Here is a 24,744-nt window from a genome sequence, read left to right as displayed (position 1 = left end):
CGCAAAGCCGCGCCACACAAGGCTTTGCGCGGCAAAAGCAAAGTTTTTCGCTTGACCCTGATCCGCCGATTGTGCCGGGCAAGGCATTTTGCACGACCGACCGGTCACCACCGTGATTGCGCAGGGCCAGTAATCACGGCCCTTAGCGCAGTCTTTCCAGAGTTTAATCACAGACTTATCCACAGGCCTGCCCACATGCATTCGCCTGTTTTGCCGTGGCCATAAAAAGGTTGACAAATGAGCCCCCAGCAACTGGGAAAAGCCCTGATCAAAAAACAATCACAAGCCTGCAAGCCACGTTTTAAAAGGCTCTCAGCCAGCTACTCCCACGTTATTCACAGCCGGCTCCACAGCAAACGGGGACAAGTCAAAACTGTGGAAAAACAGCGATTTGCAGCGTCTATATGTCGCGCTTTGGCAGGTTGGGGATTTTGTTTTCCACAATTTCGGGAATGGCGTGGATCGTGATGGACTCTGGATACAAAAAAGCCCCGGGACTGGCGTCTCGGGGCTCTGTATCGCTGTGGAAAACCTGAAAACTCAGTGCCCGCCGAGATAGGCGTTACGCACCTCCTCGTTCACCAGCAACTCCTTGCCGGTGCCCGTCAGGCGGATCTCGCCGTTGACCATCACGTACGCCCGGTCGGACAGTTTCAACGCATGGTTGGCGTTCTGTTCGACGAGGAAAATGGTCATGCCGGTCTTCGCCAGTTCCCGCAGGGTGGCGAAGATCTGTTTCACCACGATCGGCGCCAGTCCCAGGCTCGGCTCGTCCAGCAGCAACAGCTTGGGCCGGCTCATCAGCGCCCGGGCGATGGCGAGCATTTGCTGCTCGCCGCCGGACATGGTCATTGCGCGCTGCGTGCGGCGCTCTTCGAGCCGCGGGAACAGCTCGAACATGCGCTGCATGTCTTCCTTGGCGTACTTGTCGCCAATCGGGATGGTGCCCATCAGCAGGTTTTCCTCGACAGTCATGTCGGGGAACACTCGACGTCCTTCCGGCGATTGCGCGATGCCGTTGGAGGCGATGTAGTGCGATGACTTGTGGGTAATGTCCACGCCCTGATACAGAATCTTCCCGCCCGCCGCCCGTGGCTGGCCGAAGATCGACATCAGCAGGGTGGATTTGCCGGCGCCGTTGGAGCCGATCAGGCTGACGGTTTCACCTTCGTTGATCTGCAGCGAAACGCCTTTGAGGGCCTGGATCGGGCCGTAGAACACGTCCAGATCCTTGAGTTCGAGGATGGGTTGCGTCATACGACTTCCTCTTCGTCGGCGCCCAGGTAAGCCGCAATCACCTTCGGATCGTGGCGGATATCGTCCGGACCGCCTTCGGCGATGACGATGCCGTGGTCCAGCACCACGATGTGATCGGAAATGCTCATTACCATGCCCATGTCGTGTTCGATCAGCACCACGGTCAGATCGTGCTCGTCGCGCAGCAGCCGGATCATCGCGCTCAGCGCTTCGGTTTCCTGAGGGTTGAGGCCGGCGGCCGGTTCGTCGAGGCAGATGATCTGCGGCCGCGTGCACATGGCCCGGGCGATCTCCAGACGGCGCTGCTGGCCGTAGGACAGTTCACCGGCCAGACGGTTGGCGCAGTCCACCAGATCCACCACTTCCAGCCAGTAGAACGCGCAGTCCAGCGCATCGCTTTCAGCCTTGCGATACCCCTTGGTGTTGAGGATGCCGGCCAGCATGTTGCGGTTGACCCACATGTGCTGGGCCACCAGCAGGTTTTCCAGCACCGACATTTCCTTGAACAGGCGAATGTTCTGGAACGTCCGGGCCAAGCCCGCGCGGTTTACCAGGTGGGTGCCGCCGAACATCTTGTAATACAGGCGACTGGCGAAGTTCTTCGGCGAAACGAAGTCGGTCGGCTTGAACGACTCGCCCAACAGCTTGATGACGTTGGTCTGCTGGCCGCGCACGTTGAGCTCGATCTTCCCGCCGGAGGCCTTGTAGAACCCGGTCAGGCAGTTGAACACGGTGGTCTTGCCGGCGCCGTTGGGGCCGATCAGGGCGAAGATCGAGTTGCGTTTGACCTTCAGGCTGACGTCGCTCAAGGCCTTGATGCCACCGAAGTGCATCATCAGTTTTTCAACAGAGAGTACGACTTCACTCATGGCGCAGTCCTCTCATAGTGAATGGCACCTTTGCGTGGAGTGACCCCGGTACGGCTGATGCGGATCAGTCCGCGAGGTCGCCAGATCATCATCAACACCATCAGGATCCCGAATAGCAGCACGCGATATTCGGCGAAGCCGCGCAGCAGTTCCGGGGCAACCGTCAGCACGAAGGCCGCAATCACCACGCCGATGGTCGAACCCATGCCGCCGAGCACGACGATGGCGAGGATCAGCGCCGATTCGAAGAAGGTGAATGAGGTCGGGTTGACGAAGCCTTGGTAGGTCGCGAAGAACACACCCGCCAGACCTGCCGTGGACGCACCGATGGTGAACGCCGAGAGCTTGACCAGCACGTGGTTCAGGCCCATCGAGCGGCAGGCGATTTCATCTTCACGCAAGGCTTCCCAGGCGCGGCCGACCGGCATCTTCACCAGACGGTGCTTGATGTACAGCACGGCCAGGACCACCAGGAACAACACCGCGTAGATGAAGTAATACTTCACGTCCGGGTTGTAGGCGATGCCGAAGAACTCGTGGAACGGAACCCCGCCATCCTTCGCCCGCTTGCCGAATTCCAGGCCGAAGAAGGTCGGCAGTGGCGCCGGCATGCCGTTCGGACCGCCAGTCAGGGACAACCAGTTGTTGAGGATCAGACGAATGATTTCACCGAAGCCCAAGGTCACGATCGCCAGGTAGTCACCGTGCAGACGAAGCACCGGGAAGCCAAGGATGCAACCGGCCAGACCGGCCGTGATCGCCGCCAGCGGCAGCACCGTCCAGAATCCCAGGCCGAGGTACTGATACCCGAGCGCCAGACCGTAGGCGCCGATGGCGTAGAACGCCACATAACCGAGGTCGAGCAGGCCGGCGAGACCGACCACGATGTTCAGCCCCAGCCCCAGCAGCACGTAGATCAATCCGAGGATGACCACGCCCAGCAGGTAGGAGTTGGACACGAACGGCACGGCCACGGCCAGCACAATCAGCAGCGGGATGATCCAGCGCAGCCTGGACTTGTGGTCGGCGGGCAGCACATGCACGCCGGAACCGGTGCTTTCGAATCCTTCGAGGATGCGCAGGCCCTTGGGGGTTTGCAGGAACAGGCTGAGGGCAAAGCGGCCGGCCATGACGATGGCAATGATCCACGCCACGCGGGTCGGTTCGAGGTTGAAGCTGTAGCCGTCGAGCACCACGCCGACAATCGGCCCGAACACGATCAGGGCAATCAGACCGGCGAGAATCGCCTCAACCAGGCTTTTTTTGATATCGATGGATTTTGTAGTGGTTGAAGACATCGCTTACACCTTCGACACAAGAGGACGGCCCAGCAGGCCCTGAGGCCGGAAGACCAGAACAAGTACGAGCAGCGAGAAGCTGAACACGTCTTTGTAGTCGGAGTTGACCAGGCCCGAGAACAGCGATTCGGAGATCCCGAGAATGATCCCGCCGAGCATCGCGCCAGGCAGTGAGCCGATCCCGCCAAGCACCGCAGCGGTGAACGCCTTGATGCCGATGACGAAGCCTGCGTAGAAGTCGAACGTGCCGTAGTTCATGGTGATCAGCACGCCGGCCAGGGCCGCCATCGCTGCACCGATGATGAACACGTAGGAAATCACCCGGTCGGTGTTGATCCCCAGGATCGAGGCCATCTTGCGGTCTTGCTGGGTGGCGCGGCACATGCGGCCGAGCTTGGTGTACTTGATCACGTAGGTCAGCAGGCCCATCCCGACGAACGCCGCGACGAGAATGAAGATCTTGGTGTAGGTCAGCTGGACGAAGCCCGAGCCGACGTCGATGCGCCAGGCGCCGGTGAGCAGCGTCGGAACACCCTGTTGACGGGCGCCCTGGCTGATCTGGGCATAGTTTTGCAGGATCAGGGAGATACCGATGGCGCTGATCAGCGGAGCCAGTCGGGTGGAGTTGCGCAGTGGTTTATAGGCGATGCGTTCGATGACCCAGCCATACACCCCCGTGACGACGATGGTGAAAACCAGTGTGCCGAGCATCAGCAGCGGGAAGGATTCGATACCGAAGTAAGCCAGCAGAGCCAGACTGATTGCCGCGAGGTAAGCGGAAATCATGTAAACCTCGCCGTGGGCGAAGTTGATCATGCCGATGATGCCGTAGACCATTGTGTAGCCGATGGCGATCAGGCCATAGACCGACCCGAGGGTCAGGCCGTTGACCAGTTGCTGCAGGAAAATACCATCCATAACGCAATCTCACGCAGTGAGAACCTGCACACCCTGGGGCGCGCGGTTCTTCTAGGAAAAATACAGATTTACGTCGGAGCAATGTCAGACAGGTCACCACAGCCCCCTTGTGGGAGGTGGCTTGCCAGCGATAGCGGTAGAACATTCAACAAAGTTGTCGACTGTCAGACCGTCATCGCGGGCAAGCCCGCTCCCACAGGGAATGTGGCGTCCGGTTGATCAGGTGCCGTTATTTCTGTTTTTCCAGCTGGTGATATTTGCCGTCCTTGTCCCACTGGTAAACCACGTAGTCGGACACCTTCAGGTCGCCTTTGGCATCCCAGGTCTTCTCGCCCATCACGGTTTTCACAGGGTTGGCTTTGAGCCACTTGGCAGCGTCTTCGCCCTTGTTTGACTTGGCGCCGTTGAAGCCGGCGGCCAGTGCCTGGACCGAAGCGTAAGCGTAAAGGGTGTAGCCTTCAGGCTCGGTGCCGGCCTTGCGGAAAGCGTCCACTACAGTCTTGCTTTCCGGCAGCAGGCGTGGGTCGGCGCCGAAGGTCATCAGCACGCCGTCGACGTATTGCGGGCCGCCGGCGGTGGTCACCAGTTCGTCGGTCACGATGCCGTCGTCAGACATGAACTTCACGTCTTTCAGGCCTTCGGTACGCAGTTGCTTGACCAGTGGACCGGCTTCCGGATGCAGGCCGCCGAAGTAGACCACGTCGGCACCGGCCGCACGGATCTTGGTAACCACTGCGCTGAAGTCTTTCTCGCCACGGGTCAGGCCTTCGTACAGCACCGGCGTCACGCCGCGCTTGATCAACTGAGCCTTGGTGGCATCCGCCAGGCCCTGACCGTAGGTGTCCTTGTCGTGCAGCACGGCAACCTTCTTGCCTTTGAGCACGTCGACGATGTAATCGCCGGCGACGATGCCTTGCTGGTCGTCACGCCCGCACATACGGAACATGGCGCTCAGGCCGCGCTCGGTCACCTGCGGGTTGGTGGAACCCGGGGTGATCGCGATGATGCCGGCTTCGTCATAGATCTCCGACGCAGGAATGGTGGAGGACGAGCAGAAGTGGCCAACCACACCGGCGACTTTCTGGTTGGTGAGGTCCTTGGCGACCGTCACCGCCTGTTTCGGTTCGCAGGCGTCATCGCCTTTGACCAGGACGATTTTCTCCCCGTTGACGCCGCCCGCCGCGTTGACCGCATCGGCCGCCGCTTGTGCCCCCTTCATGTACTGCTCGCCAAATGCCGCGTTGGCGCCAGTCATAGGGCCCGCCACACCGATTTTCACATCAGCTTGTGCAAACGCAGAAACACCCAGCGCAGTAGCCACTGCGAGGGCCAGAAAGCCTTTCTTGTAAAACGTCTGGGACATGAGGTGGTGCTCCAAGGTTTTTTTTAGTTGGCACTGCGACTTCACTTGAATGCTCAGAGCAAGGGCCGTGCCATCGGTTTTTTATTCTTCAAAAAGTCGCTGCTTTCTTGTTATTTCGACTGTTTCGTTCCCATTTTCATTGGGTGTGCAACCGTCTAAACCGCGGAAGGTGAAACCATTTATTTTTTCAGGCGCAACCCGCACGCGCCATCATTGCAACCGCGGCGCCAAACGACGTGCAACCAGCCTGTAACAGCCCGCGTCACCGAACTGCACACTGCTGGTGCGGGACTGCTACAACCCGCACCATTACAGGCTAGTCGCTACATCGAAAAGCGCCGCTTCCGGCAACATATTTCAACACTCAGATGACGATGCGCAGGCACTGGCCCGCGTGATACAGCGAGAACCCGGCCTCGTACAGGCAACTGCGCAAGCCCACGCCCGCCAGAGGCTGCATCGGTGCAAAGGGAATCGGCAACGCCTGAGGATTTCCGTTACACAGGTAGTCGGCGAAGGCTTTGCCGACCACGGTGCCGGTGGTCACGCCACGGCCGTTGTAACCGGTGACGGCCACCAGTCCCGGCGCCGGCTCGAACAGGCGCATCAAATGATCGGGAGTAAAAGCGATGCGCCCGGTCCAGGTGCATTCCCATTCCACGGGTTTGAGATTGGGGAAGTAATGCTGCTGCACCCGGTCGGCCCAGGCCTTGAGGAACCAAGTCGGTTTCTGATTGCCGTTGCCGAGGCTGCCCAGCAATAGACGCCCGTCCTTGTCGCGGCGGATGCTGCTCAGCACCTGGCGGGTATCCCACGAGCCCTGCCCGCCCGGGAGGATTTCATGGGCGGCGTCTTCGGTGAGCGGCACCGAAGCGACCTGATAGTAGTAACCGGGGAAGAAGTTGCGCTTGAGTTCGGTCCAGTCGCCTTCGGTGTAGGCGTTGGAAGCGATCACCACCTGTTCGGCCAAAACCGAACCCTGCCCGGTCTGCACCGACCATTGCTGGCCCTGACGCTCAAGGCGCGTAACCGGGGAGTGATCGAACATCTGCCCGCCAAGCCCCGACACGGCTTTCGCCAGTCCGGTGACATACGCCATCGGATTGAGTGTACCGGCACGCCGGTCGAGCAACGCGGCGGCAATCTTTTGCGTGCCGGTCGCCTGTTCACAGGCCTTGCCGGTCAGCAGTTCGACCGGCGCACCGCGGCGTTTCCACTGTTCTTCGCGACTGCGCAGATCCGCCTCACCCTTGGCGTTGTGCGCCATGTGCAGGGTGCCTTCGCGGCGCAACTGGCAATCGATGTTGTACTTATCCACAAGGCTGAACACCAGCGCCGGGGCCGCACCGAGCATGCGGTTGAGCTGGCTGCCGACCGCCTCGCCGAACCCGGCCTCGATCTCGTCCGGCGGAATCCACATCCCGGCGTTGACCAGGCCGACATTGCGCCCGGACCCGCCCTGCCCGGCGCGATGCGCTTCGAGCACGCAGACGCTTTTGCCTTTCTCCAACAGATGCAGCGCCGCCGACAACCCGGTGAACCCGGCGCCGATCACGCAGACATCGACTTTGACCTCGCCCCTGAGCGCCGTGTTATCCGGTCGTTGCGGCGTGAGTTTTTCCCACAGACATTCTTCGCGTAACGGCATTGCCAGACTCCAACAGAAACCTAACAAACACTGCATACCCTGTGGGAGCGGGCTTGCCCGCGAAAGCGGTATATCAGCCAATATCCATGCTGGCTGACCCAGCGCATTCGTCGGAGCGCCGCCCGGAGCAAGCCCGCTCCCAGAAGGGGATCTCCACTTGACCGAAGGTATCAGTCGAACGTGATGCCCTGCGCCAGCGGCAACTCCAGCGAGTAGTTCACGGTATTGGTCTGACGACGCATGTACGCACGCCATGCATCCGAGCCCGACTCACGACCGCCACCGGTTTCTTTCTCACCACCGAACGCGCCGCCGATTTCTGCGCCGCTCGGGCCGATGTTGACGTTGGCAATGCCGCAATCGCTGCCGACCGCCGACATGAATTTCTCGGCCTCGCGCACATCGGTGGTGAAGATGCACGACGACAGGCCTTGCGGCACGGCGTTGTTCAGGCGCAGCGCTTCTTCGAAGTCGCTGTAGCCAACCACGTACAGGATCGGCGCGAAGGTCTCGCTGCACACCACATCGCTTTGCTCCGGCATTTCAACGATGGCCGGCGACACGTAGTAGGCATTCGGGAATTGATCTTCGAGCTGGCGCTTGCCGCCGAACACCCGGCCGCCCTCGCTCAGCGCCTGCTCCAGCGCGTCCTGCATGTTTTCGAAGCTGTGCTTGTCGATCAGCGGGCCGATCAGGTTGCCTTCCAGCGGGTGACCGATCCGCACTTTGGAGTACGCGGCTTTGAGGCGGGTGACGATTTCTTCTTTCACCGATTCATGGGCGATCAGGCGACGCAACGTGGTGCAACGCTGGCCGGCGGTGCCGACGGCGCTGAACAGGATGGCGCGTACGGCCATGTCCAGATCGGCGCTCGGGCCGAGGATCATTGCGTTGTTGCCGCCCAGTTCGAGAATGCTGCGGGCGAAGCGCGCGGCGACTTTCGGCGCCACTTCGCGGCCCATGCGAGTGCTGCCGGTGGCGCTGATCAGCGCGACACGCGGGTCATCGACCAGCGCTTCGCCGGCATCGCGGCCACCGATGATCACCTGACAGAGATTGGCCGGCGCATCGCTGAAGTTCTTCACCACACGATCAAACAGCGCCTGACAGGCCAGTGCGGTCAATGGGGTTTTCTCCGAAGGCTTCCACACCACCGGGTTGCCGCAGACCAGCGCCAGCGTGGTGTTCCACGCCCACACCGCAACAGGGAAGTTGAATGCACTGATCACGCCGACCACGCCCAGCGGATGCCAGGTTTCGCGCATGTGGTGGCCCGGACGCTCGGAGGCGATGGTCAAGCCGTACAACTGGCGGGACAGACCGACAGCGAAATCGCAGATGTCGATCATCTCCTGCACTTCACCGAGACCTTCCTGGGTGATCTTGCCCGCTTCCCAGGACACCAGTTCGCCGAGATCATTCTTGTACTCGCGCAGCACTTCGCCGAACTGACGCACCAGCTCGCCGCGACGCGGGGCCGGCACCTTGCGCCATTGTTCGAACGCATGATCTGCGCGACTGATGTGCTGCTCGACTTCGGCCGGGCCTTCCCAGTTCACGGCGGCGATGCGGCTGCCGTCGATGGGCGAATGCACCGGCACTTTGCCGTTCTGGTACAGGGCCGGGTTCACACCAAGACGATCAAGCAATGCGGCAACCATGGGTCACTCCTCAAGCAAAAAACTGAATGTGTGCGGGCGCGTTTTCACGACCGGGCAGACCTTTAGTTGTAGCGTCAGGAAGGCTGTGCAACAAACGACCTTTACGCGAGATATCATTCCGTTTATTCATGCTGCGCAGAAAGACAAGAAAAGGAACGCCCATGCTGAACAAACGCCACTTGCCGTCGATCACCGCGCTGCAGTGCTTCGAGGCCGTGACCCGGCACCTGAGTTTCACCCGGGCCGCCGAGGAACTGAACCTGACCCAGAGCGCCGTCAGCAAGCAGGTGGCGCAGCTCGAAGAATTGCTGCAGCACTTGCTGTTCCGTCGGGTACGCCGCCGTTTGCAGATGACCCCGGCCGGCGATCTGTACCTGGTGGAAGTCAGAAAAATCCTGACCCAGGTCGAGATGTCGACCCATTACCTGCGTTCCTACGGCGGCGAGACCGAAGTCCTGCGCGTCTCCACGCCCTCGACCTTCGGTGCCCGCTGGCTGGTGCCGCGCCTCAAGGGCTGGCGTCTGCGCCATCCGTCGATTCATCTGGACCTGTGCAACGAACAGGAAGCCGATGACTTGCTGCAAGGGCGCAGCGACCTGGCGTTCTATTTCGGCCAGGGTTCACGCCCCGGCACCGAATGCCTGAAGTTGTTTGGCGAGGAACTGGTGCCGGTCTGCGCACCGAGCAGTCTGCCGGACACTCCGTTGACTGATCCAACGCAACTCACCGATCTGGTGCTGCTGCAGAATGCTTCGCGCCCGCAAGCGTGGCACGACTGGTTCGACAGCCAGGGCTACCAGACCGAGCACAGCTACCACGGCCCGCGTTTCGAAACCTTTTATATGTGCATTCGCGCCGCCCAAGTCGGCTGCGGCGTCGCGCTGTTGCCGAGGTTTCTGGTGGAAGAGGAATTGGCCGACGGCAAACTGGTCATTCCCTGGCAGCATGCAATGCCCAGCACCGATGCGTATTACCTGGCCTACCCGGAGCACGCGGCGGAAGTGCCCAAGGTGCGGGATTTCGTGAAGTGGATGCTGGAGCAGATCGACAGTCCTGATGCGGTCTGAGGCTCAGCGCCGGGATAAAAATCGCTGGCAATCCACACCCCGGATATGCGCCACTAGCGCCATTGATTGATACCGCGCCAACGCGCGGTCCGCCTGGAGACCCCGTTATGAGCGAGAGTGTGTTTGCCGATCGCATCGTGCAGAACCTGCTCGACACCGACTTCTACAAACTGACGATGATGCAGGCGGTGCTGCACAACTACCCCAACGTCGAAGTCGAATGGGAGTTTCGTTGCCGTAACAGTGAAGATCTGCGCCCGTATCTGGCGGAGATCCGCTTCCAGGTCGAGCGTCTGGCCGAGTTGAGCCTGAGCGCCGATCAGTTGAGCTTTCTTGAGCGCATCTCGTTCCTCAAGCCGGATTTCCTGCGATTCCTCGGCCTGTTCCGATTCAACCTGCGCTACTTGCACACCGGCATCGAGAACGGCGAGCTGTTCATCCGCCTGCGCGGGCCATGGTTGCATGTGATTCTGTTTGAAGTGCCGCTGCTGGCGATCGTCAGCGAAGTGCGCAACCGCTATCGCTACCGCGAAACCGTCCTGGAACAGGCCCGCGAACAGCTTTACCGCAAGTTCGACTGGCTGACCGCCAACGCCTCGGCCGAAGAACTGTCGCATTTGCAGGTTGCCGACTTCGGCACACGTCGACGGTTTTCCTACCGTGTGCAGGAAGAAGTGGTGAACGTGCTCAAGCATGATTTCCCCGGGCGCTTCGTCGGCACCAGCAACGTGCACCTTTCCCGGGAACTGGACATGAAACCGCTGGGCACCATGGCCCACGAGTGGATCATGGCCCACCAGCAACTCGGCCCACGGCTGATCGACAGCCAGATCGCCGCCCTCGATTGCTGGGTTCGCGAATACCGCGGCTTGCTGGGGATCGCCCTGACCGACTGCATCACCACCGACGCCTTCCTCGGCGATTTCGATCTGTTCTTCGCCAAGCTGTTCGATGGCCTGCGTCACGACTCCGGGGATCCGGTGCAGTGGGGCGAAAAATGCATCGCCCACTATCACAGGCTCGGCATCGACCCGATGAGCAAGACCCTGGTGTTCTCCGACAGCCTGACGCTGCCCAAGTCGCTTGAGATCTTCCGGGCGCTGCGCGGCCGGATCAATGTCAGCTTCGGTATCGGTACCAACCTGACCTGTGACATTCCGGGTGTCGAACCGATGAGCATCGTGCTTAAAATGACCGCCTGCAACGGCCAACCGGTGGCGAAGATCTCCGACGAGCCGGGCAAGACCCACTGCAAAGACCCGAATTTCGTCGCCTACTTGCGACACGTTTTCCAGGTTCCTGCCGTTTCCAGCCTTTCTAGCAAGGAGTGAATTCATGCAAGCCGTACAGCGTGAAATTGCTGAACAGCTCAACGTTCAGCCGCCGTTCGCCGATTACCAGGCCCTCGAAGCGGAAGTCGCCCGACGCATCACCTTCATCCAGGATTGCCTGACCAATTCCGGGCTCAAGACCCTGGTGCTGGGCATCAGCGGCGGCGTGGACTCGCTGACCGCCGGCCTGTTGGCCCAGCGCGCCATGCGTGAACTGCGCGAGCGCACCGGCGACAACGCCTACAAGTTCATCGCCGTGCGCCTGCCGTACGACGTGCAGTTTGATGAACACGACGCTCAGGCCTCGGTGGACTTCATCGCCCCGGACGAGCGCCACACCGTCAACATCGGCCCGGCGGTGAAATCCCTGGCCAGCGAAGTCGCAGCCTTCGAAGGCAAGCACGCGGTGTCGGTGGATTTCGTGCTCGGCAACACCAAGGCGCGGATGCGCATGGTCGCCCAGTACACCATCGCCGGTGCCGCACACGGGCTGGTGATCGGCACCGACCACGCGGCGGAAGCGGTGATGGGTTTCTTCACCAAATTCGGTGACGGCGCCTGCGACCTGGCGCCGCTCAGCGGACTGGTGAAAAACCAGGTCCGGGCCATCGCCCGCAGCTTCGGCGCACCGGAATCGCTGGTGGAAAAAGTGCCGACGGCGGACCTGGAAGACCTGTCGCCGGGCAAACCGGACGAGGCGTCCCACGGCGTCACCTACGCCGAGATCGACGCGTTCCTGCACGGCGAGCCGGTGCGTCAGGAAGCGTTCGACATCATCGTCAACACGTACAACAAGACCCATCACAAGCGGGTCATGCCGTTTGCGCCGTGATCAGTGAGTGAATGAAAAAGCCCGCTTAGGAGTGATCATCAGCGGGCTTTTCTTTGAGCAGAACTCAATGGCAGATTTAACGGGGCTTTGCTGGAACAACCCTGAACACGTGCGGGGACGAGATTCGACCACCAGCCGTTATCGCTCTGATGGTATGGACCTTTTCAGCCAGCCTCGAAATCTTTGCCGTGTAGATTCCATTCGGGTCGGCCTTGAATGGAACCAGTTCGCTATCGTAGTCGACTATCTTTCCTTCTTCCCCTCTGTTTGCCGTACCGACAACCGTTACCGAACTATCGGTCGTCTGCTCCTGATTACCGATCAACTTCCCGCTTTCTCCAAGGAGAAACTGGATGCTGAGCAGTACGGAGTTCTCAATTGCAACGATCCAGGGGCTGGATACAACACCATCGCTTCCTACCACTGTGAAGTGATGCTCCGCTACCGAAAGTCCGTTCAGCACAGCACTCCAGTGCGCATTTGCATCGATGTTCAGTGTGTCTACAAGAATTCCGTTATCCATAAGACTGACTGTTGTATTTGGCTCTCCCTGGCCTGCAAAGCTCAAATCGGCAAACGTAGTGCGTCCACCATTTTCGATGACGTCTCCGTTGGGATCGTTTATCCACAAAATCGCGGCTTGCAGGGGCCCGGCCATGTGAACGGTAAATGGATCAGACACTAGTCCATCGGTGGTTACCACGGTGTAGACATGCGGCCCGTTTGCCTGATTTTTAATGATCGAGCTGAAGTGGCCACGACTATCAACATTTACGGGAGGGTGTGCGGGTCTACCGTGATCCAAAAGCTGTGCCTGTTGATCAGGAGCAGCACTACCAACAAAAGACAAATCTGGATTTCTGCAGACACCGCCATCTTCAACGAGATTGCCGTCGCCATCGGTAACAGTTTCGATGACGGTTCCGCTTTTCGCAGCACTTCTCTGCAGCCCCTGAACCAATGTGCGTTGCTCGGGCAGTTTCTCTTGATCGGTCATACGAAAACTCCTTTTTCGGAAGGTAAGCGCACAGTCATCTGAACGCCTCCCCATCTGAGGCTTCTTCGAAATTCGCGTCTACTGTCAGAAATTACAGGTTCGGGGGCATTTCAGACCGACGGTTATCATCAGAAAAACGAGATAGCTGAGACATCCTTGATCAGCAGACAAAAAAACGCCGCTGCAATCACTTGCAGCGGCGTTTTTCGTGTTGCGTGTGAGCCGTGTTACTTCAGGGTCACTGTGCCTTTCATCATCGAGATGTGGCCCGGGAACGAGCAGAAGAAACCGTAATCAGTGCCGGCCGCCAGTTTCGATACGTCGATGGTCAGCGAGTCTTTCTCGCCGGCGCCGATGATCTTGGTGTGGGCGATGACGCGCTCGTCGCCGTCTTTCAGGTAGTTCTTGTCGATGCCGGCGGCCAGGCCGTCGGTGGCGATCGGCTGCATGTCAGCGGTCTTGCTGACCACAAGATTATGGCCCATGACGTTCTTCGGCAGGCTGCCGGAGTGGGTCAGTTCGACGGTGAAAGTCTTGCAGCTCTTGTCGATCACGATTTCCTTGGTGTTGAAGGACATCTGGTCGGTGGAGTCAATGGTGGTTTTGCACTCGGCAGCCATCAATTGGCTGCTGGCCAGCGCCAGCAGGGATACCGCAACAACTTTGGAAAACATGGTGAATCTCCAAGGCAGGGTTAACAAAAACACGAGTGGTGGAAAGACTGCCTGAAATCTTCGCAAGTTCCTATGACTTGAGTCAAAAATTGTATACAACTTTCAGGCTATGACACTCATCGAAACAATCTAACAGCCAGACGTTTGGCCGGGCCGTATCTTCAGGGCTCAACTCTCATCTGGAGCATCCATCATGTCCTTCAACAGTCTGTTGTGCAGCCTGCTCGCCGCCTACGCCTGTGGCGCCAGCGGCACCTATGAAACCCCGAAACGCGAAGTCTAGCCCTTGGATCAAGGCGTGCCAGCCATTACCCTGTGACCGATTGACCCAGGAGGAAGGCATGTCTCTCACATCCGTTTGTGTATTTTGCGGTGCCAACGCCGGCACCACCCCGGCGTACACCGAAGCCGCCATCGCCCTCGGCACAGCCATTGCCGAGCGCAAGCTGAAGCTGGTCTACGGCGGTGGCGCCGTGGGTTTGATGGGGATTGTCGCGGACGCCGCGCTGGCCGCCGGCGGCGAAGTGATCGGCATCATTCCGCAGAGCCTGATGGACAAGGAAATCGGTCACAAAAGCCTGACCCGTCTGGAAGTGGTCGACGGCATGCACGCGCGCAAGGCGCGGATGGCCGAACTCAGCGATGCGTTCATCGCCCTGCCCGGTGGCCTCGGCACCCTGGAAGAGCTGTTCGAAGTCTGGACCTGGGGCCAGCTCGGCTACCACGGCAAGCCGCTGGGCCTGCTCGAGGTGAACGGTTTCTACAGCAAACTCACTGCATTTCTCGATCACATCGTCGGCGAAGGCTTCGTTCGCGCACCGCACCGTGACATGCTGCAAGTGAGCGAATCGCCGCAAACGCTGCTCAATGCCCTCGATCAGTGGCAGCCTACCGTCACGCCAAAGTGGGTCGACCAAAAACCCGGTTAACCCCCGGGCACCGATACAGGGCAGAATACGCGCCGCTCAACCTCACCTTCGACCCAAGAGGATCGCCCATGGCCAAACCCAATTACTCCTTCGCCAAGCGTCAACGTGACCTGGCCAAGGAACAGAAGAAAGAGGAAAAGCTTCAGCGCAAGAAACAGATGGCTGAAGAAGCGGCACTGAACCCCGACGGTGAAGTGGCGACTGAAGACGATGCAATTGATGTTGATGTACCGAAAGATCAGGCGCCCGACGCCTGAGCAACACCGCAGGACCACTGAACACAACCCCTGTGGGAGCGAGCCTGCTCGCGATTACAATGGGTCAGTCGCATCCATTCAGATGTGACACCCTAATCGCCAGCAGGCTGGCTCCCACATTGCTTTTATTCCTCCAGTGGCATCACCGTGACCCGAACCTCGGGATCATGGCTCCCCCCTCCCAGAATCACCCCGCGCAACGGCGACACATCGGAAAAATCCCGGCCCCAGGCCAGGGTGATGTGCTCCAGTGCCGGTTGTACATTGTTGGTCGGATCGAAATCCACCCAGCCCAACACCGGGCAAAACACCGAAACCCAGGCATGGGACGCATCGGCGCCGATCAATCGCGGTTGCCCCGGTGGCGGTCGTGTCAGCAGATAGCCGCTGATGTAGCGCGCCGCCAATCCTCGGGAACGCACACAGGCCAGCATCAGGTGGGCGAAGTCCTGACAGACCCCGCGCCGCCGCTCCAGCACTTCGACCAATGGCGTCGCAACCTGAGTGGCTTCGGCATCGAAGGTGAATTCGTCGAAGATCTTTTCCATCAACGCCTGAACGCCCAGCAGCAGCGGTCGCCCGGGTGGAAAACAGCTTTCGGAGAACTCGACGAAGCTGCGCTTTAAATGAACATAAGGTGACTGAAACCGGTAACGGCAAGCCTCCAGCAGCTCAGCGGACAACGGCTGGCTGCTGTAGGTCAGCGCATTGCGGGTCTGCTCCCAGGCCGGGGACAGATTGAAATCCAGCGCCGGCCGCGCCAGCACCTCGACCGTCAGCCGTGCGTTGACCTGCAATTCATCGTGAGGCCGCTCGAACGCCAGGCGCGTCAGTGGATTGCCGAACACGTCCTGTTCGTCACGACGTGCGGTCGGCTCCGGACTGATCAGCAATTGCTGCTCGATGCAGCGCTGCCAGGCGCATTCACGAGGCCACAGGTGCGCCAGCTGCTGCGCCAGCGAGACCGGGCTGTCGTAGTGATAACAAGTGTCGTGAAGGATCTGGTAGTAAGCATTCATCAGACGGACACCGTGCGCTGGCTGACATCATCGACATGGGCGAAATGCCGCAGGGCCAGACGATCGGACACCTGGCCGCTGGCGTCAGCGATGTCTTGCAGCAGATCCGCCAGACCGTCGAGGGCCGCGCGTACGCTGGATTCGCCGAACAAGGGATTTTCCAGACACCCCAAATCGAAGCGTGCCAGACGCTCCACCAGTTGCGGCAATCCAGCCTCCCGGGGCGCATCGAAATCGTCGCTCAAACGCTTGAGCGTGCGCGTCACCAGTTTCAACTGGAACAGCACCGCATGGGGGTTCTGCTCGTCCAGTAACAACAGGTCGAGCACCGGAATCAACTGCGCCACCGCCAGATAGCGCGAGCGATAGGTGATGCTGCTGTTGCCCAGCTCCAGCAACCATTCAAGCCCGGCCTGATCGAACGCCCCGGCGCCGCGCAGGAAACCCGCGAGGCTGCTGCTGAGAAATTGCAGGCGCTCGATGCGCCGGCCAATCATCAGGAAACGCCAGCCTTCGTCGCGGGTCATGTCGTCGAGGGCAAACCCGGACAGCGCCGCCAGCGACATCACCAGCCGGTTGAGAAAATCCAGCAACTCGCCGAAGTCTGGCTCGTCGGTATCCAGTTCCGTCGCCTCGCGCTGCAACTCCACCAACGCCTGCCAGTTCTCCCGCGAGAGCTTGCCGCGCACCTGCGAGGCCGCCCACTGCAAGCGTTGCAGGTTGGAGCGCAGGCTGAACGACCAGTCCTCGCCGAGCAACGCTGCGAGCAGGCGCTCCGGCAGCTCGCCTTCGTCCGGCAGCAGCATCAGCCGTTCACCGAGCTCCACGGCAGCCTGCAAGGCTTGCGGATCATCACCGTCGACATAACGCGCCAGCATGATCCGCAACAGCCGTGCGCTGTCGTCGCAACGTTCACAGTAACGGCCGAACCAGAACAGGTTTTCCACCACCCGCGATGGCAGGTACGGATCGCGCCGCACCAGATCGTGCACGCCGATGTTGCGCTGGGCCTTCCACTGTTCACCGCTTGGCGGCCGCTCGCCCAGCACCCAGGTGTCCTTGCTTGCGCCACCGCGCTGCATCGACACCACTTCGGCATCGGCTTCGGCTGCAACCCGGGTCAGGCCGCCGGGCAGCACCCGATAACCGTCGCGACTGGCCACCGCATACATGCGCATACCGATGGCCCGTGGTTGCAACTGGCCGTCCTCCGGTTGCCAGATCGGCGCGTGGGACAATTGCGCGAGTTCTTGCGCCACATAGGCATAAGGTCGTGCCTGCATGCGCTCGGCGAGACTCTGGCGCTGTTTTTCGCTCAGATCTCGCCCGAAAACGGGAGCGAAGCTTTGGGACGGGAAGGCCGGTTTGATCAGCAACTCCGGCAGTTTTTCCAACGCCTGGGCCAGCACCGGTGCCTCCCCGCACCACCAGGTAGCGATGGAGGGCAGGATCAGTTCTTCGCCAAACAGGTACTGATTGATCTTCGGCAAAAAGCCCAACAGCCCCGGCGACTCCAGCACGCCGCTGCCCAGCGCGTTGGCCACCAGCACCCGCCCCTGACGCACCGCCTCAAGCAGTCCTGGAACGCCCAGCGCCGAATCCGTGCGCAGTTCCAGCGGATCGCAGAAGTCATCGTCGAGCCGACGCATGATCGCGTGAACCCGGCGCAAGCCACTGAGGGTTTTCAGGTAGACCGTGGCATCGCGCACCGTCAGGTCGCCGCCCTCCACCAGCGGATAGCCGAGCTGGCGGGCGAGATAGAGATGCTCGAAATAGCTTTCGTTGAAACGTCCCGGGGTCAGCAACACCACCAGTGGCGCGTCATCGTCGCTGGGTGCCTGACGGGCCAGGGTTTCCTGCAAGGTGCGGAAGAATCCGGCCAGGTGCTGCACCTTCAGGTCCCGGTACAACTCGGGAAAGGCCCGGGACACGATAGTGCGGTTTTCCAGCGCATACCCGGCACCGGACGGCGCCTGGGTTCGATCCGCCGTGACCCACCAGCGCCCGTCCGGCGTGCGCGCCAGATCCACGGCATACAGATGCAGAAAGGCCCCGTCCGGCGGCGCGATGCCCTGACAGGGCCAGAGGAAGTTGTTGTGGCCGAACACCAGCTCCGCCGGCAGCAAACCTTCGCGGATCAACTGCTGCGGGCCGTACAGGTCCGCCAGCACCGCATTGAGCAGGCGCGCACGCTGGGCGATTCCGGCCGACAGTTGTTGCCACTCGTCAGCGGCGATCACATGGGGCAGCAGGTCCAGTTCCCACGGACGATCGGCGCCCTTGGGGTCGGCATAGACGTTGTAGGTGACGCCGTTTTCCTGAATCTGCCGAGTCAGCAATGCCTGACGCTGCACCAGTTGCGCCGGGGTGCTGCGCTGCAATTGGTCGAACAGCCGCTGCCAGTGCGGACGCACCGCCCCACCGGCGTCGAGCAGTTCGTGGTAAGTGCCCGCCGTCAGCGGGTAGCGGTCAAGCAGGTCAGGCATGGAAAGCTCGGCAGCCAGCAAGGAACGGTCAGACTAACGCAGGCACATGACGCCCGGATATACGAAAAATCCGGGGGTCGTGTACGAATCAAAAGCGTCGTAAATCGAGTGTCATCGGGAACTCGTCGGAGATAGTCAGATTCGGTATCGGAAGTTTCCCCGGCGTGTGTCCGAGGCGAAAGAAACGCGCCATGCGCCGGCTCTCCGCTTCGTTGGCATTGACCGGCAGCGTCTCGTAATTGCGCCCGCCCGGATGCGCGACGTGGTACTGACAGCCGCCCAGCGAGCGCTGCATCCAGGTGTCGAGCAGGTCGAATACCAGCGGCGCATGCACCGGGATCGTCGGTTGCAGGCAGTTGGCCGGTTGCCACGCGCGAAAACGCACACCGGCGACAAACTCGCCGACCCGTCCGGTCGGTTGCAGCGGCACCGGGATACCGTTGCACGTCAGCAGGTAACGCTGCGGCGGCAAGCCAGTGAGCTTGACCTGCAAACGCTCCAGCGATGAATCGACGTAACGCACCGTACCGCCCGCCGCGCCCTCCTCGCCCAATACATGCCAGGGTTCAAGGGCCTGACGCAATTCCAGCTCGATGCCGTTGACGGCGTAATCGCCGACCTTGGGAAAACGAAACTCCAGATGCGCCGCAAACCATTCGGCGCGCAGCGGATAACCGGCATTGTCGAGTTCGACGATGACGTCGGCAAAGTCCTGCTCGATGAAGTGCGGTAGCAGAAAACGGTCATGCAACTCGGTGCCCCAGCGCGCCAGTTTCGGCGGTGCATAAGGCTCGCGCCAGAACCGCGCCACCAGCGCCCGCAGCAACAGCTGTTGGGCCAGGCTCATGCGTGCATGAGGTGGCATTTCGAACGCACGCAGCTCCAGCAGACCGAGACGCCCGGTGGCGCCATCCGGTGAATACAGCTTGTCGATGCAGAACTCAGCGCGGTGAGTATTGCCGGTGACGTCGATCAGCAGATTGCGCAGCAAGCGATCCACCAGCCATGGCGCGCACGCTTCTCCCGGCGCCGGAATCTGCGCGAAAGCGATTTCCAGCTCATACAGCGCATCGTTGCGCGCCTCATCGACTCGCGGCGCCTGAGAAGTCGGGCCGATGAACAGGCCGGAAAACAGGTAGGACAGCGACGGATGGTTGTGCCAGTAGCTGATCAGGCTGCGCAGCAGATCCGGGCGGCGCAGGAACGGCGAGTCGGCCGGCGTCGCCCCACCGAGCACAAAGTGGTTACCGCCGCCCGTGCCGGTGTGGCGTCCGTCGATCATGAATTTCTCGGTGGACAGTCTGGTCTGGCGCGCCTCCTCGTAAAGGAATTCCGTGCGTTCGACCAACTCGTCCCACGTCGCGGAGGGCTGGACGTTGACCTCGATCACGCCGGGATCCGGGGTGATTCGGAAGTTGCTCAGGCGCGGATCACTCGGCGGCTCATAACCTTCCAGCAGCACCGGACAGTGCAACTCCTCGGCAGTGGCTTCAATCGCGGCCACCAACTCCAGATAATCCTCGACCCGCTCCAGCGGCGGCATGAACAGATACAACCGTCCTTCCCGTGCCTCGGCGCAGAACGCGGTGCGGGTCAGCCAGTCGGCGGACTCGTCGATCTTCGGCACCCGTTCGTCCGCCGTGGCCGGCGCATCGTGTCGATTGAGTTGCGCGGTGTCGGGCAGTTCGGGGAAATCCTGATTCGGGTCGTTCGGATGAATGAACGGATACTCCGCCGCCTTCACCCAGGGCTGCGACCCCAATGGCAGGCGATAGCCGAGCGGCGAATCTCCCGGCACCAACCGGCAATGCTCGTCGCGCAGATACCAGCGCCCGCTCTGCCATTGATCGCCTTTGGCAGAACGCGCCAGCGGCAGCACCTGGCCGATGACCTTGTCCAGCCCCTGACTGAACACCTTGCGCAGCCGCGCACGTTCCAGCGGTTCTTCCAGACGCGAGTCTTCGGCGCTGACGTTGCCCGGCAATGCGCCCTCGCGCCAGAGGTAATAGAAATTGTCTTCGTAGGCCGGGAACACAAAGCGTGCCGGCAGTTTCAGGCGCTCGGCGACACTCGCCAGAAAACGGCCGGCCAGTTCACCCGTGGCGCCGTAGTCCTGCTGCTCGTCGGCGATCAGTGCGTCGTTGTGCCAGATCGGCACACCGTCGCGGCGCCAATAGCAGTTCAGCGACCAGCGCGGCAACTGTTCTCCCGGATACCACTTGCCTTGACCGAAATGCACCAGGCCTTTCGGTGCGTAGTGCCTGCGCATGCGCTGGAACAATTCGGCGGAGAGCCGGCGCTTGTCCGGGCCGAGCGCAGCGGTGTTCCATTCGGCGCCGTCGGGGTCATCGATGGACACGAAGGTTGGCTCACCGCCCATGGTCAAGCGCACATCGCCTTCCAGCAGGTCGGCATCGATCTGCCGGCCCAGCGCCTGGATCGCCAGCCATTGCTCATCGGTGTAGGGCTTGGTGACCCGAGGCGCTTCCCAGATCCGTTCCACCGACATTTCGTGGCTGAACTCGCATTCGCAAGGCTCCACCAGACCACTGATCGGCGCCGCCGAGGACGGATCGGGACTGCAGGCCAACGGAATATGCCCTTCCCCGGCAAACAGCCCCGATGTCGCATCGAGGCCGATCCAGCCGGCGCCGGGCAAGTACACCTCGCACCACGCATGCAGATCGGTGAAGTCCACTTCGGTGCCGGACGGGCCGTCGAGGCTTTTCACGTCGGCGGTCAGTTGAATCAGGTAACCGGAGACGAAACGCGCCGCCAACCCCAGGTTGCGCAGCAGTTGCACCAACAGCCATGCGGAATCGCGGCAGGAGCCGGAGGCGTGCTCCAGGGTGTGCTCCGGAGTCTGCACGCCCGGCTCCATGCGGATCAGGTAATTAATGTCCTCGCTCAGACGCTGGTTGAGCGCCACGAGGAAGTCCACCGCTGGCAGCGGCGTGCGATCAATGGCGTCCAGGTAGGCCTTGAATTTCGGCGTCAGCGGCAGGGTTTCGAGGTACGGCGCCAGCTCCTTGCGCTCATCGGCGGCGTAGGCGAAGGGGATTTTCTCGGCGTAGGGTTCAAGGAAAAAGTCGAACGGGTTGAACACTGCCATTTCGGCCAGCAGGTCGACCTCGATCCGCAGTTCGGCGGTTTTCTCGGGGAATACCAGCCGGGCGAGGTAATTGCCCTGAGGGTCCTGCTGCCAGTTGATGAAGTGCTGCTCGGGCGAGACTTTCAGCGCATACGAAAGAATCCGCGTGCGGCTGTGGGCAGCCGGGCGCAGACGCACGATCTGCGGGCCGAGTTCGACAGCGCGGTCGTAGCGGTAATGCGTGACGTGATGCAATGCGACATGAATCGACACGGCGTGCCTCCTGCGAGCCTAAGCGTATTCGAAAGCGCGCAAGACTTATGCCATGCAGAGGCTTGGGCGCTTTCCCGGAATGCTCAAGGCAGTACAGCACCAAAATCGGGCGATGCGGTGAAATGGTTTGGCACAGTTGCACGCAAATGTTGCGAAGAGCCCCTCACCCTAACCCTCCCGAAACGTCGGACCGCCCGTAGGGAGAGGGAACTGACCGAGGTGGATGTTGGAAGTACGCCGACTTGAAAGTCTTCAGTCGAACTCCGGTCTGGAAAAGTTCCCCGATCTGCTCCCTTCCCCCTCGCCCCCCTTGGGGGCGGTCCGACGTTTCGGGAGGGTTGGGGTGAGGGGGATGGATCTAGCAGACAACAAAAAATCCAGCCGCAGAAATGCAAAACGCCAACCCGAAGGTTGGCGTTCTGTTCAGTTCAAATGCGTTTTAGCGTGGGACGACCGGTTTGCGAGTCGGCTTCGGCCCCTTGCCTTTCGCCGCGTCCTTGCGCTCCTTGGCGGCCTGCTGGTTGCGGGCGAACGCCGCAGCCTTGGCCTGCTCACGTTTGTCCCAAGGATTGCCGCCGTCGCTGGCGCGGGGTGGCAGACCGGTGTGCTGGGTGAGGATCTTGGTGGTCTTCTCTTTCGCGACCTTGTGGCTGCCGGCTGGCGTCGAGTTCTTGCGACGGGCACTCTGGTAGCTGTCGGTGGCCGGCTGGTGCAGCGGGATCAGTTGATTCTTGCCCGGCCCGATCAGGTCGGCGCGGCCCATGCGGGTCAGCGCTTCACGCAGCATCGGCCAGCCCTTCGGGTCGTGATAACGCAGGAACGCCTTGTGCAGACGACGCTGCTCTTCGCTCTTGACGATGGTCACGCCGTCGCTCTTGTAGGTGACCTTGCGCAGCGGGTTCTTGCCCGAGTGGTACATCGCGGTGGCGGTGGCCATCGGCGAAGGATAGAAGGCCTGTACCTGGTCGGCACGGAAGCCGTTGCCCTTGAGCCACAGGGCGAGGTTCATCATGTCTTCGTCGGTGGTGCCCGGGTGTGCGGCGATGAAGTACGGAATCAGGTACTGCTCTTTCCCGGCTTCCTTGGTGTACTTCTCGAACATGCGCTTGAAGCGATCGTAGGTGCCGATTCCCGGCTTCATCATCTGGTTGAGCGGACCTTCCTCGGTGTGTTCCGGGGCGATCTTCAGGTAACCGCCGACGTGGTGGGTCACCAGCTCTTTGACGTACTCCGGCGACTCGACCGCCAGGTCGTAACGCAGGCCGGAGGCGATCAGGATCTTCTTCACACCCGGCAACGCACGAGCGCTGCGATACAACTGAATCAGCGACGAGTGGTCGGTGTTCAGGTTCGGACAGATGCCCGGGAACACGCAGGACGGCTTGCGGCACGCGGATTCGATTTCCGGGCTCTTGCAGGCGATGCGATACATGTTCGCGGTCGGGCCGCCGAGGTCGGAGATAACGCCGGTGAAACCCGGTACCTTGTCGCGGATCTCTTCGATTTCGCGAATGATCGACTCTTCGGAACGGTTCTGGATGATCCGGCCTTCGTGCTCGGTGATCGAGCAGAAGGTGCAGCCGCCGAAGCAGCCACGCATGATGTTCACCGAGAAACGGATCATGTCGTAGGCCGGGATCTTTTCCTTGCCGTACGCAGGGTGCGGAACACGTGCGTAAGGCATGCCGAACACGTAGTCCATTTCTTCAGTGGTCATCGGAATCGGCGGCGGGTTGAACCAGACGTCGATCTCGCCGTGCTTTTGCACCAGCGCGCGGGCGTTGCCCGGGTTGGTTTCCAGGTGCAGCACGCGGTTGGCGTGGGCGTACAGGACCGGGTCGTTACGCACCTTTTCCATCGACGGCAGGCGGATCACGGTCTTGTCGCGGGTCATCTTCGGGCTGGCCAGGATCTGTACGACCTTGGCTTCTTCCGGGTCTTCAACCGGCCCCTTTTCCTGCTCGATGGCGCAGGCCTGAGTGTCCTGGGTGTTGACGTACGGGTTGATGATCTTGTCGATCTTGCCCGGACGGTCGATGCGCGTGGAATCGACTTCGTACCAGCCCGCCGGCGTATCACGACGAATGAACGCGGTGCCGCGCACATCGGTGATGTCTTCGATCTTGTGACCGTAGGACAGACGCTGGGCGACTTCGACGATCGCGCGCTCGGCGTTGCCGTACAGCAGGATGTCGGCGCTGGCGTCGATCAGGATCGAGTTGCGCACACGATCCTGCCAGTAGTCGTAGTGGGCGATGCGGCGCAGGGAGGCTTCGATGCCGCCGAGCACGATCGGCACGTGCTTGTAGGCTTCCTTGCAGCGCTGGCTGTAGACCAGGCTCGCGCGATCCGGACGTTTGCCCGCCATGCCACCCGGGGTGTAGGCGTCGTCGGAACGGATTTTCTTGTCCGCGGTGTAGCGGTTGATCATCGAGTCCATGTTGCCGGCCGCGACGCCGAAAAACAGGTTCGGCTCGCCGAGCTTCATGAAGTCGTCTTTGGACTGCCAGTTCGGCTGCGCGATGATCCCGACGCGGAAGCCTTGCGACTCCAGCAGCCGGCCGATGATCGCCATGCCGAACGACGGGTGATCGACGTAGGCATCTCCCGTCACAATGATGATGTCGCAGGAATCCCAGCCAAGCTGATCCATCTCCTCCCTGCTCATGGGCAGGAACGGCGCTGGCCCGAAACATTCGGCCCAATATTTTGGATAGTCAAATAACGGCTTGGCTGCTTGCATGTCGATAACCGGTGTTGGCTTTCATTGAATT

General features: G+C 60.9%; 18 protein-coding genes. 5 read left to right on the top strand and 13 right to left on the bottom strand.

Annotation, left to right across the window (positions count from 1 at the left end; translation table 11 throughout):
* Positions 1 to 540: 540 nt before the first annotated feature.
* The 7 genes from ACW9HX_RS18060 to amaB all read right to left on the bottom strand — a co-directional run bounded on the left by ACW9HX_RS18060 (position 541) and on the right by amaB (position 9,014).
* Complete coding sequence (locus ACW9HX_RS18060) at positions 541 to 1,257, bottom strand: ABC transporter ATP-binding protein (RefSeq protein WP_457381635.1); 717 nt, start codon at positions 1,255 to 1,257, stop codon at positions 541 to 543.
* Positions 1,254 to 2,126 (bottom strand): ATP-binding cassette domain-containing protein, encoded by an 873-nt coding sequence (locus tag ACW9HX_RS18055; RefSeq protein ID WP_065258801.1) that lies wholly within the window; start codon positions 2,124 to 2,126, stop codon positions 1,254 to 1,256. The genes ACW9HX_RS18060 and ACW9HX_RS18055 overlap by 4 nt, the downstream gene beginning before the upstream one ends.
* On the bottom strand, positions 2,123 to 3,424 hold the full coding sequence (livM, locus tag ACW9HX_RS18050; protein WP_457381634.1) for a high-affinity branched-chain amino acid ABC transporter permease LivM: 1,302 nt from the start codon (positions 3,422 to 3,424) through the stop codon (positions 2,123 to 2,125). The genes ACW9HX_RS18055 and livM overlap by 4 nt, the downstream gene beginning before the upstream one ends.
* Positions 3,425 to 3,427: 3 nt before the next feature.
* Complete coding sequence (locus ACW9HX_RS18045; RefSeq protein WP_007950661.1) at positions 3,428 to 4,342, bottom strand: ABC transporter permease subunit; 915 nt, start codon at positions 4,340 to 4,342, stop codon at positions 3,428 to 3,430.
* A 229-nt stretch (positions 4,343 to 4,571) separates the two neighbouring features.
* Positions 4,572 to 5,705 carry an ABC transporter substrate-binding protein gene (locus ACW9HX_RS18040; protein WP_457381633.1) on the bottom strand — a complete coding sequence of 378 codons (1,134 nt, stop codon included), beginning with the start codon at positions 5,703 to 5,705 and terminating at the stop codon, positions 4,572 to 4,574.
* Positions 5,706 to 6,069: 364 nt separating this feature from the next.
* Positions 6,070 to 7,353, bottom strand: a complete 1,284-nt coding sequence (gene amaA / locus ACW9HX_RS18035) for an L-pipecolate oxidase (protein ID WP_457381632.1) — start codon at positions 7,351 to 7,353, stop codon at positions 6,070 to 6,072.
* Between the two features lie 170 nt (positions 7,354 to 7,523).
* Complete coding sequence (gene amaB / locus ACW9HX_RS18030) at positions 7,524 to 9,014, bottom strand: L-piperidine-6-carboxylate dehydrogenase (protein ID WP_096819801.1); 1,491 nt, start codon at positions 9,012 to 9,014, stop codon at positions 7,524 to 7,526.
* A 161-nt stretch (positions 9,015 to 9,175) separates the two neighbouring features.
* On the opposite strand from amaB, the gene ACW9HX_RS18025 reads away from it, so the two are divergent.
* The 3 genes from ACW9HX_RS18025 (at position 9,176) to nadE (ending at position 12,244) form a co-directional block, all read left to right on the top strand.
* The gene (locus tag ACW9HX_RS18025; protein ID WP_007950669.1) at positions 9,176 to 10,081 is read left to right on the top strand and encodes a LysR family transcriptional regulator; all 906 of its coding nucleotides are present in this window, start codon (positions 9,176 to 9,178) and stop codon (positions 10,079 to 10,081) included.
* A gap of 107 nt (positions 10,082 to 10,188) precedes the next feature.
* Complete coding sequence (gene pncB / locus ACW9HX_RS18020; RefSeq protein WP_457381631.1) at positions 10,189 to 11,412, top strand: nicotinate phosphoribosyltransferase; 1,224 nt, start codon at positions 10,189 to 10,191, stop codon at positions 11,410 to 11,412.
* A 4-nt stretch (positions 11,413 to 11,416) separates the two neighbouring features.
* Complete coding sequence (gene nadE / locus ACW9HX_RS18015) at positions 11,417 to 12,244, top strand: ammonia-dependent NAD(+) synthetase (RefSeq protein ID WP_457381630.1); 828 nt, start codon at positions 11,417 to 11,419, stop codon at positions 12,242 to 12,244.
* A 76-nt stretch (positions 12,245 to 12,320) separates the two neighbouring features.
* Here the strand turns inward: nadE and ACW9HX_RS18010 are convergent, their stop codons facing one another.
* The gene (locus tag ACW9HX_RS18010; RefSeq protein ID WP_457381629.1) at positions 12,321 to 13,241 is read right to left on the bottom strand and encodes a hypothetical protein; all 921 of its coding nucleotides are present in this window, start codon (positions 13,239 to 13,241) and stop codon (positions 12,321 to 12,323) included.
* 227 nt (positions 13,242 to 13,468) lie between these two features.
* On the bottom strand, positions 13,469 to 13,915 hold the full coding sequence (gene azu, locus ACW9HX_RS18005; protein ID WP_457381628.1) for an azurin: 447 nt from the start codon (positions 13,913 to 13,915) through the stop codon (positions 13,469 to 13,471).
* Positions 13,916 to 14,256: 341 nt separating this feature from the next.
* Here azu and ACW9HX_RS18000 point away from each other — a divergent pair, with 341 nt between their 5' ends.
* Both ACW9HX_RS18000 and ACW9HX_RS17995 read left to right on the top strand, forming a co-directional pair.
* On the top strand, positions 14,257 to 14,844 hold the full coding sequence (locus tag ACW9HX_RS18000) for an LOG family protein (protein ID WP_457381627.1): 588 nt from the start codon (positions 14,257 to 14,259) through the stop codon (positions 14,842 to 14,844).
* Positions 14,845 to 14,912: 68 nt separating this feature from the next.
* Positions 14,913 to 15,101: a hypothetical protein gene (locus ACW9HX_RS17995; protein WP_457381626.1), complete on the top strand. Its 189-nt coding sequence runs from the start codon at positions 14,913 to 14,915 to the stop codon at positions 15,099 to 15,101.
* Between the two features lie 125 nt (positions 15,102 to 15,226).
* Here ACW9HX_RS17995 and ACW9HX_RS17990 read toward each other — a convergent pair whose 3' ends face one another.
* The 4 genes from ACW9HX_RS17990 to ACW9HX_RS17975 all read right to left on the bottom strand — a co-directional run bounded on the left by ACW9HX_RS17990 (position 15,227) and on the right by ACW9HX_RS17975 (position 24,713).
* Positions 15,227 to 16,120: a transglutaminase family protein gene (locus ACW9HX_RS17990; RefSeq protein WP_457381625.1), complete on the bottom strand. Its 894-nt coding sequence runs from the start codon at positions 16,118 to 16,120 to the stop codon at positions 15,227 to 15,229.
* The gene (locus tag ACW9HX_RS17985; protein ID WP_457381624.1) at positions 16,120 to 18,606 is read right to left on the bottom strand and encodes a circularly permuted type 2 ATP-grasp protein; all 2,487 of its coding nucleotides are present in this window, start codon (positions 18,604 to 18,606) and stop codon (positions 16,120 to 16,122) included. The genes ACW9HX_RS17990 and ACW9HX_RS17985 overlap by 1 nt, the downstream gene beginning before the upstream one ends.
* 88 nt (positions 18,607 to 18,694) lie before the next feature.
* Complete coding sequence (locus tag ACW9HX_RS17980; protein ID WP_457381623.1) at positions 18,695 to 21,970, bottom strand: transglutaminase family protein; 3,276 nt, start codon at positions 21,968 to 21,970, stop codon at positions 18,695 to 18,697.
* Between the two features lie 439 nt (positions 21,971 to 22,409).
* The gene (locus tag ACW9HX_RS17975; protein ID WP_457381622.1) at positions 22,410 to 24,713 is read right to left on the bottom strand and encodes a YgiQ family radical SAM protein; all 2,304 of its coding nucleotides are present in this window, start codon (positions 24,711 to 24,713) and stop codon (positions 22,410 to 22,412) included.
* Positions 24,714 to 24,744 lie beyond the last annotated feature (31 nt).

The organism is Pseudomonas sp. SDO52101_S400 (assembly GCF_054071635.1).
The sequence above is the reverse complement of the archived record's forward strand: the minus strand, read 5'-3'. Positions and strand labels throughout refer to the sequence as shown.

Coding starts and splice junctions, on each gene's coding strand:
- ACW9HX_RS18060 (WP_457381635.1), bottom strand. CDS start 1,257: ATGACGCAACCCATCCTCGAACTCAAGGATCTGGACGTGTTCTACGGC.
- ACW9HX_RS18055 (WP_065258801.1), bottom strand. CDS start 2,126: ATGAGTGAAGTCGTACTCTCTGTTGAAAAACTGATGATGCACTTCGGT.
- livM (WP_457381634.1), bottom strand. CDS start 3,424: ATGTCTTCAACCACTACAAAATCCATCGATATCAAAAAAAGCCTGGTT.
- ACW9HX_RS18045 (WP_007950661.1), bottom strand. CDS start 4,342: ATGGATGGTATTTTCCTGCAGCAACTGGTCAACGGCCTGACCCTCGGG.
- ACW9HX_RS18040 (WP_457381633.1), bottom strand. CDS start 5,705: ATGTCCCAGACGTTTTACAAGAAAGGCTTTCTGGCCCTCGCAGTGGCT.
- amaA (WP_457381632.1), bottom strand. CDS start 7,353: ATGCCGTTACGCGAAGAATGTCTGTGGGAAAAACTCACGCCGCAACGA.
- amaB (WP_096819801.1), bottom strand. CDS start 9,014: ATGGTTGCCGCATTGCTTGATCGTCTTGGTGTGAACCCGGCCCTGTAC.
- ACW9HX_RS18025 (WP_007950669.1), top strand. CDS start 9,176: ATGCTGAACAAACGCCACTTGCCGTCGATCACCGCGCTGCAGTGCTTC.
- pncB (WP_457381631.1), top strand. CDS start 10,189: ATGAGCGAGAGTGTGTTTGCCGATCGCATCGTGCAGAACCTGCTCGAC.
- nadE (WP_457381630.1), top strand. CDS start 11,417: ATGCAAGCCGTACAGCGTGAAATTGCTGAACAGCTCAACGTTCAGCCG.
- ACW9HX_RS18010 (WP_457381629.1), bottom strand. CDS start 13,241: ATGACCGATCAAGAGAAACTGCCCGAGCAACGCACATTGGTTCAGGGG.
- azu (WP_457381628.1), bottom strand. CDS start 13,915: ATGTTTTCCAAAGTTGTTGCGGTATCCCTGCTGGCGCTGGCCAGCAGC.
- ACW9HX_RS18000 (WP_457381627.1), top strand. CDS start 14,257: ATGTCTCTCACATCCGTTTGTGTATTTTGCGGTGCCAACGCCGGCACC.
- ACW9HX_RS17995 (WP_457381626.1), top strand. CDS start 14,913: ATGGCCAAACCCAATTACTCCTTCGCCAAGCGTCAACGTGACCTGGCC.
- ACW9HX_RS17990 (WP_457381625.1), bottom strand. CDS start 16,120: ATGAATGCTTACTACCAGATCCTTCACGACACTTGTTATCACTACGAC.
- ACW9HX_RS17985 (WP_457381624.1), bottom strand. CDS start 18,606: ATGCCTGACCTGCTTGACCGCTACCCGCTGACGGCGGGCACTTACCAC.
- ACW9HX_RS17975 (WP_457381622.1), bottom strand. CDS start 24,713: ATGCAAGCAGCCAAGCCGTTATTTGACTATCCAAAATATTGGGCCGAA.